We start from the raw sequence: 14,821 nt of genomic DNA on the forward strand, positions 1-14,821 counted from the left end.
GGCAAGAAGAACCGGCGTGATCTTTCGAGAGTGTTCCTGCACAACAAAACCTTTCCAACTCTAAAAATTTCCCGGCGCGCCGGACAATATACATATTTCGAAATACCGCCATCATCGGTTCACGGGCGGATAAGCGCAAGCTCATAAATTCGCCTTGTGAAAGCTTGGTGAACGGTGGGGGCATTTGCCGGCAGGCCCGTTTTCCTAACGCAAGAGGGAATGCGAGGTTCCGCACGGAATGGCCGCTCAAACCGACCAAAGGCAAAGAAAAAGCCCCGGGACCATGCCCCGGGGCTCCTTTTCAAAACGATGAACCGTCCAGATCAATCCGGCAGCGCATAGGCGATCACATAGTCGCCGCGATCAGGCGACTGGCGTGCACCGCCGGCCGAGATGACCACATATTGCTTGCCTGTCTTCGGAGACTTGTAGCTCATCGGGCCACCCTGGCTTCCGACAGGAAGGCGGGCCTTCCAGACTTCCCTGCCGGTCGCCGTATCGAAGGCGCGCAGATAATAATCCTGCGTGCCGGCGATGAAGACGAGACCGCCCTGCGTGGCAAGCGTGCCGCCGAGCGTCGGCATACCGATCGGGATGGGCAGGCCCATCTTGATGCCGAGCGGACCCGTATCCTCAACGGTGCCAACAGGCACCTGCCACTTGATTTTCTGGGTATTCATGTCGATGGCCGTCATCGTGCCATAGGGCGGAGCCTGGCAGGGAATGCCGAGAGCCGAAAGGAAACGGTTCTTGTCGACGGCATAGGGCGTGCCCTTCATCGGCACGAGGCCCATGCCGGTATTGACGCTTTCGCCGCCGCTTGCCGTCGCCTTGCTGGGCGCGGCTTCCTTCATCTGAATCCAGAGGCCGAGACGCATGTCATTGACGAAAATGGTGTTCGTCGTCGGGTCCGTCGAAAGCCCGCCCCAGTTCATGCCGCCGAGCGAGCCCGGGAATGACAGGGAGAGGTCCGTACCCGGCGCCGTATAAAGCCCTTCGTAGCGCATGCCCTTGAAGGCGATACGGCAAAGAAGCTGGTCAAATGGGGTAGCACCCCACATGTCCGCTTCCGTCAGGGTCTGCGCGCCGATCTCAGGCATGCCGACCGAGCGCGGCTGTGTTGGAGAATAAGGCTCGTTCGGAATATTGGCAGGCTTGACGGGAACCTCTTCCACCTTGGTCAGCGGCTGGCCGGTCGCCCGGTCGAGGACATAGATCTGCGCCGCCTTGGTGCCGAAAACCAGTGCCGGAACAGTCGTTCCATCCGCTTTCGGGAAATCGATGAAGCTTGGCTGCATCGGCACGTCGAAATCCCAGAGGTCGTTATGAACCGTCTGATAGACCCACTTTTCCCGACCGGTGGTGGCATCGAGCGCCAGCATCGAAGCACCATATTTATGGTCGAGCGGCGTGCGCGTCGCGCCGTACAAATCCACCGAAGGGCTGCCGACCGGCATGAAGACGGTGTTCAGCTCCGGATCGTAGGACATGGATGCCCAGACGTTGGGTGTGGAGCGTGTGTAGGTCTGCCCTTCGGGCGGCAGTCCGGTGATCTCCGGGTTGCCGGGATCGAAGGCCCAACGGAGCGCGCCGGTCACCACATCGAAACCGCGCATCACGCCACCGGGCATGTCCACCTGCACGTTGTCGGCGATACGGCCGCCGACAACGACGGTGGTGCCGGCAAGAGTGGGAGCCGAGGTCAGAACATATTGCGGGTCCGGCGCGTTTCCGAGGCCGATCTTCAGATCGACGCGGCCATTGGTGCCGAAATCCGGGCAAAACGCGCCAGTGTCTGCATCGAGCGCGATCAATTCGGCATTGATGGTGTTCATCAGAATGCGGCGCTGGCAAAGCGCGCCCTCAGCCACCACCGCCGGCGTGACAGGTGTTGCGCCGGGTGCGGTCGGCTGCTTCAGCGGCGCCTTCGCATCGAAATAGGCAAGGCCGCGGCAACGCATCCAGACGGAGGATTTCGCGTTGATTTCCGTCTTCCACTTCTCGGCGCCGGTATCGGCATCGAGGGCGATGACATTGTTGTGCGGCGTGCAAAGGAAAACGGTGTCGCCAACCTGCAGCGGCGTTTCCTGATCTTCCGCACCATTCGCGCCGGGGCTGATGGGGGTGTCGCCGGTGTGATAGGTCCAGGCGACTTCAAGGTTCCTGACATTGTCACGGGTGATCTCGTCAAGCGCGACAAAGCGGCTGCCGCCGGATGTATTGCCGTAATGCTCCCAGTTCTTCTGCTCCGTTTCCGGGGTTACCGGCGTCAGCGCGGCCGCCTCGCCATTGAAGGCGACGGTCGGATGCGGCACGAACATGCCGGCAAAACCGGCACCGGAAGCGATGGCGAGAATGGCGGCGATAGCGAAAGAAGAGCCATATGCCGGGGCCTTGCCGGCCGCGCGGCGCAAGAGCGGATAGGAGAGCGCAACGACCGTGGCGCCGACACCCATCGCCAGAAGACGGGAAATGAGCGGCCAGAAGTGCAACCCGGCTTCCCACACCGCCCAGACGCCGGTGAGAACGAAGACGAGGCCGAAGAGAAGCGCGCCGGCAGGCTTGCGCAGCAGGATGAGCAGGCCGGAAACGATCAGCGCGATACCCGCCGCGATGAAATAAAGGCTGCCACCGAGGGCCACGAGCTGGCCGCCGCCAATGGCGAAAAACAGGCCTGCGGCAACGATGACCGCACCGAGTACCAACAGCCATAATCTGGCTGGGAACGATAATGAAGTTGCTGGATTACCCATGAAAGAATGTCCGTTTGGAAGAGCCGCCTAGAAGGCTGAAGCCCAATGATCGTTCAGTGTCCGGCAAAACCCGGACAGTCCGCCGCCACTGCGGCCAGACGAAGTTGCGCCAGAGGCGGCGCGGCTGAACGGGGAACAATGGTGGGGAAGACTTCCGTCGTGACTGTCATTTTGACCCATTCACTGCAGGTAACCGCCGGCCCCATGGACGGCGGACAAGGTGCTTGAACAAATCCTCCCCGGTCCGCATCGCCAAACCCCGCACAAGCGGCAAAGACGACCGGAACACTGGCTGCGGTATAACGTCGCCTGCGACAAGATGACAATGCGCAAGATGGGCAATTTTGATAAGCTGTACTTATACCACATCAAGCCCCTCAACACAAAGACCTGTCCGCCGATGGATATTCGCCAACTCACAATATTCGTGGAAGCCGCAAGGGCCCGAAACTTTCGCGCCGCCGCCCTGCAGCTCGGCATCGCCCAGCCCGCCGTGACCCAGCGTATCCGCCAACTGGAGGAAAATCTGGGCTTCAAGCTCTTTCACCGCATCAATCGCGGTGTCGAACTCACCCCGGCCGGTCAGTCTATGCTCATCGAGGCGGAAGAAATCCTCGCCCGTACCAAGGGCGCGCTGGAAAAGGCGCAGCAGATCAGGCGCGGCCAGCTCGGCACGCTGCGCATCGGTTACGGCACCAGTGTCATGGCCGAGCGCAAACTTCCGGCGCTGATCACCCGTTACGGCGATGAACACAGGGATGTGACGCTGGAACTGCTGCCCGGCATGACGATGGAACAGCTGATCGAGCAGGTGGCGACACGCAAGACCGACGTCGCCTTCATCCGCGCTCCTCTCCCCTCGCTACCGCAGACCCTGCGGGCCATGCCCTTCGATCGCTCGAGGCTTTGCGTCGCCCTGCCGGAACGTCACGCACTCGCCGGCCGCTCCCGGATTTCGGTCAACGATATCGTGCGGGAAAAACTGCTGCTGCCGGTTGACGAGATCGGCCTTGGCCTCAGCAGCAGCGCACTTTCGCTTTTCGAGGATGCCGGCTGCGCGCCGGAAATCGGCATGCGCATCGCCAACGTCAATACGATCCTTGCGCTCGTGGAGGCCGGCGCGGGCATTTCCATCCTGCCGGAAACTACGGTGCGCTCCGCACGGGGCATTGTCGGCTTGCCGCTGGAAAGCGCCGATGCATGGTCCGATTGTGTGCTGGTCGTCAGGCGCGGCGCCCTCGCCCTGCATGTCGAAGCCTTCGTGAACATGGCCCGCCAGGCCTATCGTCCGAGCCTCTGATGCGAAGCACGGGAATTAATCGATTGAATCGGCCGCAAATTTCATCACGCTTAAATTTGCTGCACTGAACAACATTCAAGGCTTGGCAGGGGCGCGAAAAATACAATAACAACGGCGGATATTTTTACACTGTTATCGACACGAAAGCACGCTCAGCCCATGTCCGACACGACGAAACCCGCCAGCACCAGAACATCGGTTACGGATCAGGAAGCCCTGGATTTCCACGCGGAAGGCCGACCGGGGAAACTGGAAATTACCCCGACCAAACCGATGGCGACGCAGCGGGACCTGTCGCTCGCCTATTCGCCGGGCGTGGCCGTGCCGGTGAAAGCCATCGCCGAAAATCCGGCGACCGCTTACGACTATACCACGCGTGGCAACATGGTTGCGGTCATCTCCAACGGCACCGCCATCCTCGGTCTCGGCAATCTCGGCGCGCTCGCCTCCAAGCCAGTGATGGAAGGCAAGTCGGTCCTTTTCAAGCGGTTCGCCGATGTCGATTCCATCGATCTCGAGGTCGATACCGAAGACGCCGATGAGTTCATCAATTGCGTGCGCTACCTCGGCCCCTCCTTCGGCGGCATCAATCTGGAAGACATCAAGGCGCCGGAATGTTTCATCATCGAAAGCCGCCTGCGCGAGCTGATGGACATTCCCGTTTTCCATGACGACCAGCACGGCACCGCCATCATCGCCGCCGCCGGCCTCATCAACGCCATCGAGCTGACGGGCCGCGACTTCAAGACGACGAAGCTCGTCTGCAACGGTGCGGGTGCCGCGGCAATCGCCTGTATGGACCTCATCAAGGCCATGGGGTTCAACCCTGAAAACATCACGCTCTGCGATACCAAGGGCGTGATCTATCAGGGCCGTACCGAAGGCATGAACCAGTGGAAATCCGCGCACGCGGTGAAAACCAACAACCGCACGCTGGCGGAAGCCATGAAGGGCGCTGATGTGGTGTTCGGCCTCTCCCAGAAGGGAGCCTTCAGCGAAGAGATGATCCGCTCCATGGCGCCGAAGCCGATTATCTTCGCCATGGCCAATCCGGACCCGGAAATTACGCCGGAAGAAGTGTCGCGCATCCGCGACGACGCCATCATGGCGACCGGGCGTTCGGACTACCCGAACCAGGTCAACAACGTTCTCGGCTTCCCCTATATCTTCCGCGGTGCTCTCGATGTTCGCGCCAGCCAGATCAACGACGCGATGAAGATCGCGGCGGCACAGGCGCTCGCCGATCTTGCCCGCGAGGATGTGCCTGACGATGTGGCCGCCGCCTATCAGGGCAACCGCCCGCGCTTCGGATCGCAATATATCATTCCGGTTCCCTTCGATCCGCGCCTGATCTCGGCCATTCCGGTGGCCGTGGCGAAAGCAGCCATCGAGACCGGCGTCGCCCGCCGCGAACTGCCCGATCTCGACGCCTATGCCCGCGAGCTTTCCGCCCGCCGCGACCCGATGGCTTCCACCACGCAGCGCCTTTACGAGCGGGTGCGCCGCTCGCCGAAGCGGGTCGTTTTTGCGGAAGCCGAAGAAGAACAGGTTATGCGCGCGGCGATTTCCTTCACCGCGCAGGGCCTCGGCACCGCCATCCTGCTCGGCCGTGATGATATCATCAAAGCCAATGCGGAACGCGCGGGCATCGATCTCGATCGCGCCAATATCGAGATCACCAACGCCCGCCTTTCCAGCCGCGTCGATGCCTATGTCGATTATCTTTATGCGCGTCTGCAGCGCGGCGGTTTCCTGCTGCGCGACGTGCAGCGTCTGGTCCACAACGACCGCAACCATTTCGCCGCCTGCATGGTGGCTATGGGCGATGCGGATGCCGTGGTCACCGGTGTTACCCGCAACTACTCCACGGCGCTGGAGGATATCCGCCGCTGCATCAACACCAAGCCCGGCCATCGCGTCATCGGCGTTTCGCTGGTCGTCTCGCGCAACCGCACCGTCTTCGTGGCCGATACCGCCGTGCACGACATGCCGAATGCGGAAGATCTTGCCGATATCGCCGAAGAGGCAGCCCACCTTGCCCGCCGTTTCGGTTACGAACCGCGCGTTGCCATGCTCGCCTATTCCACCTTCGGCCAGCCGACCGGCGAACGCTCCGACAAGGTGCGTGAGGCGGTGAAAATCCTCGACAGGCGCAACGTCAATTTCGAGGTCGACGGCGAAATGTCGGCCGATGTGGCGCTGAACCATCACCGCATGCAGAGCCAATATCCCTTCGCCCGGCTTTCCGGCCCGGCCAATGTACTGGTCATGCCCGCCATTCATTCCGCCTCCATCTCCACCAAGATGCTGCAGGAACTCGGCGGCGCGACCGTCATCGGCCCGCTTCTCGTCGGCCTCGACAAATCGGTGCAGATCACCTCGATGGGCGCGAAGGACAGCGATATCGTCAATATGGCGGCAATTGCGGCCTATAACGCCGGACGATAAGAACAGAGCGTGCGGCCGGTTTCTTCTCCCCGCCGGGGAGAAGATGGCCCGAAGGGTCAGATGAGGGGGCGACGTTAGCGATAAACCGAGAGCTTGCCCCCTCATCCCGCTGCCGCGACCTTCTCCCCGGCGGGGAGAAGGCGAAAACGGCAATCGCTCGCTTTCCATAGGCAACACGGGCCGTGTGCTGCGCCAGATTTGCTCTCCCGCTCCCTCTGGGGAAGCGGACAAAGAACAGGATTCTACGATTCCAAATTATTAGGATAATTTTTCTTCCTGAAAGATTTATTGGAACCGGATTTTATTCATACTATTTTTCACGCAATGCCAATTCTCGCTCTTGGCGGGTGCCTCATGTAGTTTCCACCTACAATCAAAAGGAAATACCCATGGCCCTCTCTTTCTCCAAATTTGCCGCAAAACTCATTGCCGGAACCGTTTTCATCGCTTCGATGGCCACCGCCGCTCACGCGGATGCAACGCTCGACCGCATCAAGGGTCGCGGCAAGCTCACCGTCGGTGTCATCCTCTCCGGCGCGCCCTTCGGCTTTATCGATCCGAAGACGCAGGAGCAGAAGGGTCTCAACATCGACGTCGCGAAGGCGCTGGCCGCCGGCCTCGGTGTCGAGCTGGTCACCGAAACCGTGACCCCGCCCAACCGCGTGCAGTTCCTGCAGCAGGGCAAGGTCGATATTCTGATCGCCAATATGCAGTACACGGAAGAGCGCGCCAAAACGCTCGATTACGTACCGACCCCCTACGACCGTCAGGGCGGCGCCGCCATCGGCCGTAAGGACAGTGGCATCAAGGACTGGTCGGACCTGAAGGGCAAGATCGCCTGCGTTTCGCAAGGCTCGAACTACACCCAGCCGCTGATCGAGCAATATGGCGCGCAGGTAAAGGCGCTGCCGAGCCAGCCGGAATCGCTGCTTGCACTCAAGGGCGGCAATTGCGACGTCTCCGTTCACGTCAACGGCACGCTGAGCCTGATGCTTCAGGACCGCGCCGATGAGTGGAAGGATTATGGCATCCTCATCCCCACCGACCTCATCCCGTCGGATTCCGTGATCTGGCTGCGCAAGGGCGAAAGCGACACGCAGGCCGCTCTCGACAAGATCGTCAAGGAACTGCACGCCTCCGGCAAGATGCTCGAATTCGCCAAGGCCAACCGTCTGCCGAGCATCGGCTATATGGAAGAGCAGCAGAAGAAGCTTTCGGCGCAATAAGACAGGCGCAGGGTCTCTCCGTTCCTTGCCTGTCCTCACCGCAGGGTGAGGATAATGCCGAACAGGCGGAGTGATTTCCTATGACCATCAGGAACGGCCGGTTTCGCCCGCCGTTCTTTTCTGCTTTAAAGCAAGACAGGTCATTCTGGCGCCACCTGCAGGGCGGCGCACCCGCGACAACAGCATGGATTTCCGATGCAGGATGGATTTACAGCGCGCTTCATAGAACTGGCCGCGCATCTCGGCCTCAACTATGATTTTCTGAACAGCGGTTATGAGGTTCAGATCTGGCTCGACGGCATGAAGATGACGCTGATCCTCGTCGCCGTCACTTTGCCGCTCAGCCTCGTCTTCGGCTTCATTTTCGCGGCCATGCTGACATCGGGCAAGGTCTGGCTCGCCGGCCCCGTGCGCGCCTATGTGGAACTGACGCGCAACACGCCGACGCTGGTGCAGCTGATGTGCGGTTTCCTCGTGCTCAACATGCTGATTTCCAATGCGCTGGGCGGCGCGCAGAACAATCCGCTGACACCCTTTTTCTGGGTGGTCGCCATCACCGGCCTGCACATTGCCGCTTTCCATGCGGAAGCGTTGCGCGGCGGTATCGAGGCGGTGCCGGCCACCACCATCGAGGCGGCGCGTGCAATCGGTTTCAGCTCCTTCGAGATTTTACGTTATGTGGAGTTTCCGCTGGCCATCCGCACGGCGCTGCCCTCCATCATCAACAACCTCGTCAATCTGGTGAAGCTCACCACGGTCGGCTCGGCAATTGCGGTGGGTGAAATCACCTATGCCTCGATCCTGATCTGGACGCAGCGCGACAATGTGGTCGAGCTGATGATCGTCATCCTGATCTTCTTCAGCGTCATCAATTTCATCGTCGCAAGGGCCGGTCTGTGGCTTGAACGGCGTCTTGCAGTCCCGGGGTTCGGTCAATGAGTGCGGTGGTCTCTCCAACACAGGCGGTAAAAAAGCCGCCCTTCGGCACCATTCTGCTCCTCGGCGTGCTGATATCAGTCATTCTGTGGCTGATCCTCGATCCCTCGCTCGGTCAGGTGCTGCTGCAATGGCTGCCCTATCTGGCCAAGGGTTTTGCAATGAATGTGCTGATCAGCATCCTTGCGATCGCCATCGGCACCTTCATCGGCGTCCTGCTCGGCATCATGGAGCTTGCGCCCTACCGCCTCGTGCGGGCGCCGGCGCTCACCTATGTGCAGATATTCCGCAACGCCCCGCATCTGGTGCTGATCTTTGCCGCGACCTACATCTTCCCCTTCGAGATCGTCGCCTTCGGCAACTACATTCCCTTCCCGGACTGGATCAAGGCCGTCGTCGGTCTCGCCATTCCGGCCAGCGCCCATATCGCCGAAATCACCCGCGGCGCCATCCAGTCCATTCCGACGGCACAATGGGAAGCGGCGCAGGGCCTCGGTTTTTCGCGCAACCAGACACTGCGCTGGATCATCCTGCCACAATGCGTGAAGCGCTCGCTGCCGCCATGGATGAACCTTTACGCGTCGATCACCATGGGTACGGCGCTCGCCTCGCTGGTCGGCGTTCATGAACTTCTGCACGCCGCGACAGACGCCAGCACCGCCGTGCAGCGCAACGATTTCACCGTCGTGGTCTACCTCACCGTTCTGATGGCGTTCTTCCTGTTCTGCTATCCCGTCTCCCGTTTCACGCAGCGCCTCGAGCGGCGCTTCGCTTCCCGCTGATTGGAACAAGCCATGTCCGCACCCGCACCACAAACCGCCGCAAAAGCTCTGGTCGAACTGGAAGGCATACACCTGTCCTTTGGTGACAATCAGGTCCTGAAGGGCATCGACCTTACGGTGAACAAGGGCGACGCCGTCTCCATCATCGGCCCTTCCGGCTCCGGCAAGTCCACCATCCTGCGCTGCATCAACGGCCTGCTCATCCCGCAATCGGGCAAGATCACCGTTGGTGGCACGCGGGTGGACCAGCTGAAGACCGAGGCTGAGCGCATTGCGCTGCGCAAGCGCATCGGCATCGTGTTCCAGCAGTTCAACCTCTTCCCGCATCTGACGGTGATGGAAAACATCACCATCGCGCCGATCAAGATTCTCGGCACGCCGAAGGCGGAAGCCGAGCGCCATGCCCGCGAATTGCTGGAAAAAGTGCGTCTTTCCCAAAAGGTCGATGCCTATCCCGGCCAGCTTTCCGGCGGCCAGCAGCAGCGCGTGGCGATTGCGCGCGCGCTTGCCATGCGGCCGGAACTGGTGCTGTTCGATGAGGTCACCTCCGCGCTCGACCCGGAAACCGTGGGCGAAGTGCTCGCCGTCATCCGCGATCTCGTCAATGATGGGATGACCAGCATTCTCGTCACGCACGAAATGCGTTTTGCCGAAGAAATCAGCGATAATATCGTCTTCACCGAAAACGGCCTGATCGTCGATCAGGGCACGCCGGAGCACATCTTCTACAAGTCGACCAATCCGCGCATCAACGCCTTCGTCAAGGGGCTCGGCGGGCAGGTGGCGCGGGTCAATGACGGCGAAGGGATCTGATGCCATGACCGCCGATGAAAAGCTCACCCTTCATCTCGCCGAAGCGATTGCCGCCTCCGATCCCCTGCGTGACGAGGAGGCGGTGGCCATCGCCCGCACGGCGCTGATCGACTTTTTTGCCTGCGTGCTGGGCGGCGCTGCCGACAGAAGCACGAAAATCCTGATCGACAGCTTTACACCCGGCACGTCAGGCACGGCGGGCATTATCGGCCACGATCTGCGCACGAATGCCTTTACCGCCGCCCTCATCAACGGTCACGCCGGGCATGTGCTTGATTATGACGATGTCCACGGCAGCGTGCGCGGCCACCCGACTGTCGCCATCATTCCCGCTTTGCTGGCCATCGCGGTCGAAGAGGGCTCCACGGCCGATGCCTTCACCGCCGCCTATATCGTCGGGCTGGAAACCATGGCGCGTCTCGGCCTCTCGCTCGGCACCAAACATTACGAAAACGGCTTCCACGCCACCGCCACTCTCGGCCCCATCGGTGCCGCGGCAGCGATTGCCCATCTCCTGAAATTCGATCCGCAGACCACGGCCGTTGCGCTCGGCCTTGCAGCCACGCAATCGGCAGGGCTTCGCCTGCAATTCGGCTATGACGCCAAGCCGCTGCATGCCGGGCTCGCCACGCGCGCCGGCCTTACCGCCGCGCGGCTGGCGCGATCGGGCTTTCAGGGCGCGCCGGATTTTCTGGAAAACCCCATCGGTTTTTATTCCGCCTACGCCTTCGGCGCCGAGCAGCCGAAACGTGTTCTCTCCGGCTGGGGCGCACCCTGGCAGATCGTCTCGCCCGGCCTCACCCTCAAGGCCTTTCCCTGCTGCACCGCCAGCCATCCCGTCGCCGTCGGCGCGCTGGCGCTGCGCAACAGCAATGATCTGACGCCGGACGAGATCGAAACGGTCACCATCACCTTCCCGCCCGGCGGCGATGCCGCCCTCGTTGGGCCCGCCACGCCCACGACCGGCATCGATGCACGCTTCAGCGCAGAATATGTCTTTGCCGCAGCGCTGACGGATGGAGCGCTCGGTATCGGTCATTTCGATGAGTGCCCAACGCGCGCCGATCTGCTTGCCCTTTCGGCAAAAGTCTCGCGCCGGCATGATGAGACCGCCCGCCGCCTCTCGCCCGATCCGACCACCCGGTTCGTGGTCATCGACGTGACGAAGAAGGACGGCACGGTGCTGTCGCGCCGTGTCGACGGCCTTCCTGGCATCGATGACCCGACCGAAAAATTTGCCGATGCGACCGGCGGCAATGAAAAATTCGCCGGCATTCCGGCACTGGTGCGGTCCATGAAGACTGCAACCGACCTCAGGAAGCTCGAAACGCTCCTGGTATCGCAAATATAACTCGACCGACATGAAGGCATGATCCCCATGACCACCACGACACGCAAAAGACAGATGCATCTCGGCCTTTTCCTGCAGGGCGCCGGGCACCACGTTTCCGGCTGGCGTCACCCCGATGCCGAAGCCGGCAGCGAAAATTTCGATCTGCTCACCCGTGTTACGAAAATGGCCGAAGCGGCGAAATTCGACATGGTATTCCTCGCCGATGGCTTGACCAGCGGCGTTGACGCCCATCCCTCGATGATCGCGCGTTTCGAGCCGCTGACCCTGCTTGCCGCATTGGCCATGGTCACCGACAAGATCGGGCTGGCCGCCACCGCCTCCACCACCTATGGCGAGCCTTACCACACCGCCCGCGCCTTCGCGTCCATCGATCATCTGAGCCACGGCCGCGCGGCGTGGAACATCGTCACCACCTCCTATGCCCGCACGGCGGCGAATTTTTCCAAGGACCATCCTGAGCATGACGAACGTTATGCGGTGGCGGAAGAATATGTGAATGTCGTTCGCGGCCTGTGGGACAGCTGGGATGACGACGCCTTCGTCAAGGACAAGCAGGCGGGCCGTTATGTCGATCCGGAAAAGGTCCATATCCTCAACCACGAGGGCAAATATTTCACGGTCAAGGGACCGCTCAATATTCCGCGTTCGCCGCAGGGCCACCCGGTTCTCATCCAGGCCGGCTCTTCCGGGCCGGGGCAGGATCTCGCCGCCCGCACCGCCGACATCGTATTCACCGCCCAGCAGGCGATTTCCGAAGCGCAGGCCTTCTATACCAGCCTCAAGGCACGCGTGGAGAAGTTCGGCCGCGACCCGGCCAGCGTCGCCGTGATGCCCGGTTTCATGCCGATCATCGGCAGGAGCTTCGAAGAGGCTGGCGAAAAGCTGAAGGAACTGAACCGTTGGACGGACATCAAGAGCGCCATGCCGCTGCTTGAAGAACGCATCGGCCACAACCTCACTGATTACGATCTCGATGGCCCGCTGCCGGACCTGCCGATTTCCGACCAGCTGCGTAGCCGCGCCGAACTTCTGACCGAACTGGCGCGCCGCGAAAAGCTGACGATCCGGGAGCTGGCGCTGCGCGTCGCCGCCGGCCGCGGCCACCATATCGTCATGGGCACGGCCAAGGATGTGGCGGACCGGATGCAGGAATGGTTCGAAAACGGTGCGGCCGACGGCTTCAACGTCATGCCGCCCTTCTTCCCCGGCGGGCTGGAGGAATTCAATCGCGAGGTCGTGCCGCTGCTGCAGGAGCGCGGCCTGTTCCGCAAGGACTACGAAGGCTCGACGCTGCGCGACCATCTCGGTATCGAACGACCGGCGCTGCGGTGACAAAGCCATGCGGATGCCCGTTCAAAAGCATCCGCATCCACCGAACCTCATTTTCAAGCTGAAGCGGGCCTGAGCCCGCTCCTTTACGCGGCCGCCCGTGCCGACGTCTGGTCGCGCCGGGTGGTATTCGGAGTATCCGAGCGGGTGGACGATCCGTCTTCCCGCTGCACCGTACGGCGGTTCAGCTTGAACAGGCTGACAAGCTGCGCCAGCGCATCCGCACCCTGCGCCAGCGTCGTGCTGATCACCGTGGTACGGGCGCTCATCGCCGCATTCTCCTGGGTCATCCGGTCGAGCCGGTTGACCGCCTTGTTGATCTCGCTGATGCCGACGGCCTGCTCGTCCGCCGCCTTGGCGATCATGTCGACATTGCCGTCAATGTGCCTGACCAGCGCGTCGATCTGCTTCAGCGCTTCGCCGGTTTCGCCCACCAGCCTGACGCCTTCCAGAACCTCGGTGCCGGAATTGTTGATCAGCGCCTTGATTTCCTTCGCGGCATTAGCGGAACGCTGCGCCAGCTCGCGCACTTCCTGCGCCACCACCGCAAAACCCTTGCCCGCTTCGCCCGCACGTGCGGCTTCCACGCCAGCATTCAGCGCCAGCAGGTTCGTCTGGAAGGCGATTTCGTCGATCACACCGATGATCTGGCTGATTTCCCGCGAGGCGGTCTCGATACGCTGCATGGCATCGACGGTCCGCTCCACGACCTCGGTGGAGGCCACGGTGGATGTCCGCGCGCTTTGAACGAGCTTGCGCGTCTCTTTCATGTTTTCTGTCGACGAACGGACCGTCGCGGTGATTTCTTCGAGTGCTGCCGAAGTCTCCTCAAGCGCCACCGCCTGCTCACGCGAACGTTCGGCGAGATTGACGGAGGCTTCGCTGACTTCCTGGCTGCTGCGGGTCAGGTCTCCGGTCTGCCCGAGAACGTTTTCCAGCGTCTTCTGGAATTCAGCGATGGATTTATTGAAATCGCAACGCAGCCGTTCGAACTCGCCGACGAAGGGTTTGTCCAGCGTAATACGGATATTGCATTGAGAAAGCCGCTCGAGCGCAGCACCAAGTTCCTCGACCGCATGCATCCGGTCCGTCACATCGAAAGCGAATTTCACCACCTTGAAGACGCGGCCCCGATCATCGATGATCGGATTATAGGAGGCCTGAATGAAGACGCGTTTGCCATCCTTGCCAAGGCGCATGAACTGCCCCGTCGAGAAGTGGCCCTTTCCGAGTTCCTTCCAGAAATCCCGATAGTCCTGGGACTGGGCATAGGCCGGCTCGCAGAACATCGAATGATGTTTGCCGATGATGTCTTCCGCCGTGTAACCAAGCGTCGAGAGGAAATTTTCGTTGGCGCTGAGGATTTTTCCGTCAGGCGTAAATTCAATCATGGCCTGCGCGCGGGAGAGCGCCGCCAGTTTCCCGTCATCCTCGGCGCTCTTGCGCTTGATCGAGGTGATGTCGGTTGCAATCTTGACCACCTTGTAGGGTTTACCGAAACGGAACACCGGATTGTAGGAAGCTTCGATCCAGATTTCATCGCCATTCTTGGCCCGACGTCGATACTGACCCTGATCGTATTCGCCACGCGACAGCTTTGCCCAGAAGCTCTTGTATTCAGGCGAGGCCGCATCTTCGGGAGACAGGAACATGCTGTGGGTACGCCCAACGATTTCAGACTGCTGATAGCCGACGGCCTTGCAGAAATTATCGTTCGCTTTCAAAATCTTGCCGGTCAGATCGAACTCGATGATGGCCTGTGAGCGGCTCAGCGCATCAAGCACCGCGGAAGCATCCAGACCGAGTTTGGAAAAGTGAGACATCTTTTTGAACCCTCAAACAGTAATCCATATGCAGACCTGCTTCACCCTCGAAATATA

General features: G+C 61.0%; 10 protein-coding genes. 8 read left to right on the forward strand and 2 right to left on the reverse strand.

What is annotated here, in order from left to right; translation table 11 throughout:
• Window positions 1–323 precede the first annotated feature (323 nt).
• Window positions 324–2,753 carry a glucose/quinate/shikimate family membrane-bound PQQ-dependent dehydrogenase gene (locus tag L901_RS02735; protein ID WP_059753227.1) on the reverse strand — a complete coding sequence of 810 codons (2,430 nt, stop codon included), beginning with the start codon at window positions 2,751–2,753 and terminating at the stop codon, window positions 324–326.
• A gap of 325 nt (window positions 2,754–3,078) precedes the next feature.
• Here L901_RS02735 and L901_RS02740 point away from each other — a divergent pair, with 325 nt between their 5' ends.
• From L901_RS02740 to L901_RS02775, 8 genes are all read left to right on the forward strand, one after another.
• On the forward strand, window positions 3,079–4,053 hold the full coding sequence (locus L901_RS02740; RefSeq protein WP_059753377.1) for a LysR family transcriptional regulator: 975 nt from the start codon (window positions 3,079–3,081) through the stop codon (window positions 4,051–4,053).
• Between the two features lie 159 nt (window positions 4,054–4,212).
• Window positions 4,213–6,501 carry an NADP-dependent malic enzyme gene (locus tag L901_RS02745; protein WP_020813293.1) on the forward strand — a complete coding sequence of 763 codons (2,289 nt, stop codon included), beginning with the start codon at window positions 4,213–4,215 and terminating at the stop codon, window positions 6,499–6,501.
• A 389-nt stretch (window positions 6,502–6,890) separates the two neighbouring features.
• Complete coding sequence (locus tag L901_RS02750) at window positions 6,891–7,727, forward strand: transporter substrate-binding domain-containing protein (RefSeq protein WP_059753229.1); 837 nt, start codon at window positions 6,891–6,893, stop codon at window positions 7,725–7,727.
• Between the two features lie 195 nt (window positions 7,728–7,922).
• Window positions 7,923–8,666, forward strand: coding sequence for an amino acid ABC transporter permease (locus L901_RS02755; protein ID WP_003524557.1), 744 nt, complete (start codon window positions 7,923–7,925; stop codon window positions 8,664–8,666).
• Window positions 8,663–9,445: an amino acid ABC transporter permease gene (locus tag L901_RS02760; protein ID WP_059753232.1), complete on the forward strand. Its 783-nt coding sequence runs from the start codon at window positions 8,663–8,665 to the stop codon at window positions 9,443–9,445. The genes L901_RS02755 and L901_RS02760 overlap by 4 nt, the downstream gene beginning before the upstream one ends.
• A 12-nt stretch (window positions 9,446–9,457) precedes the next feature.
• Entirely contained in the window at window positions 9,458–10,258 is an 801-nt protein-coding gene (locus L901_RS02765; RefSeq protein WP_020813292.1) for an amino acid ABC transporter ATP-binding protein, read from the forward strand.
• A 4-nt stretch (window positions 10,259–10,262) separates the two neighbouring features.
• Entirely contained in the window at window positions 10,263–11,609 is a 1,347-nt protein-coding gene (locus L901_RS02770) for an MmgE/PrpD family protein (protein ID WP_059753234.1), read from the forward strand.
• A gap of 18 nt (window positions 11,610–11,627) precedes the next feature.
• Entirely contained in the window at window positions 11,628–12,944 is a 1,317-nt protein-coding gene (locus L901_RS02775; protein WP_059753236.1) for an LLM class flavin-dependent oxidoreductase, read from the forward strand.
• 83 nt (window positions 12,945–13,027) lie between these two features.
• On the opposite strand, the gene L901_RS02780 is transcribed toward L901_RS02775, so the two are convergent.
• Complete coding sequence (locus L901_RS02780) at window positions 13,028–14,764, reverse strand: PAS domain-containing methyl-accepting chemotaxis protein (protein WP_059753239.1); 1,737 nt, start codon at window positions 14,762–14,764, stop codon at window positions 13,028–13,030.
• Window positions 14,765–14,821 lie beyond the last annotated feature (57 nt).

Origin of the sequence: Agrobacterium sp. D14, assembly GCF_001526505.1 — a bacterium.
Classification (GTDB): domain Bacteria; phylum Pseudomonadota; class Alphaproteobacteria; order Rhizobiales; family Rhizobiaceae; genus Agrobacterium; species Agrobacterium leguminum.

Coding starts and splice junctions, on each gene's coding strand:
- L901_RS02750 (WP_059753229.1), top strand. CDS start 6,891: ATGGCCCTCTCTTTCTCCAAATTTGCCGCAAAACTCATTGCCGGAACC.
- L901_RS02745 (WP_020813293.1), top strand. CDS start 4,213: ATGTCCGACACGACGAAACCCGCCAGCACCAGAACATCGGTTACGGAT.
- L901_RS02775 (WP_059753236.1), top strand. CDS start 11,628: ATGATCCCCATGACCACCACGACACGCAAAAGACAGATGCATCTCGGC.
- L901_RS02740 (WP_059753377.1), top strand. CDS start 3,079: ATGCGCAAGATGGGCAATTTTGATAAGCTGTACTTATACCACATCAAG.
- L901_RS02765 (WP_020813292.1), top strand. CDS start 9,458: ATGTCCGCACCCGCACCACAAACCGCCGCAAAAGCTCTGGTCGAACTG.
- L901_RS02735 (WP_059753227.1), bottom strand. CDS start 2,753: ATGGGTAATCCAGCAACTTCATTATCGTTCCCAGCCAGATTATGGCTG.
- L901_RS02780 (WP_059753239.1), bottom strand. CDS start 14,764: ATGTCTCACTTTTCCAAACTCGGTCTGGATGCTTCCGCGGTGCTTGAT.
- L901_RS02755 (WP_003524557.1), top strand. CDS start 7,923: ATGCAGGATGGATTTACAGCGCGCTTCATAGAACTGGCCGCGCATCTC.
- L901_RS02770 (WP_059753234.1), top strand. CDS start 10,263: ATGACCGCCGATGAAAAGCTCACCCTTCATCTCGCCGAAGCGATTGCC.
- L901_RS02760 (WP_059753232.1), top strand. CDS start 8,663: ATGAGTGCGGTGGTCTCTCCAACACAGGCGGTAAAAAAGCCGCCCTTC.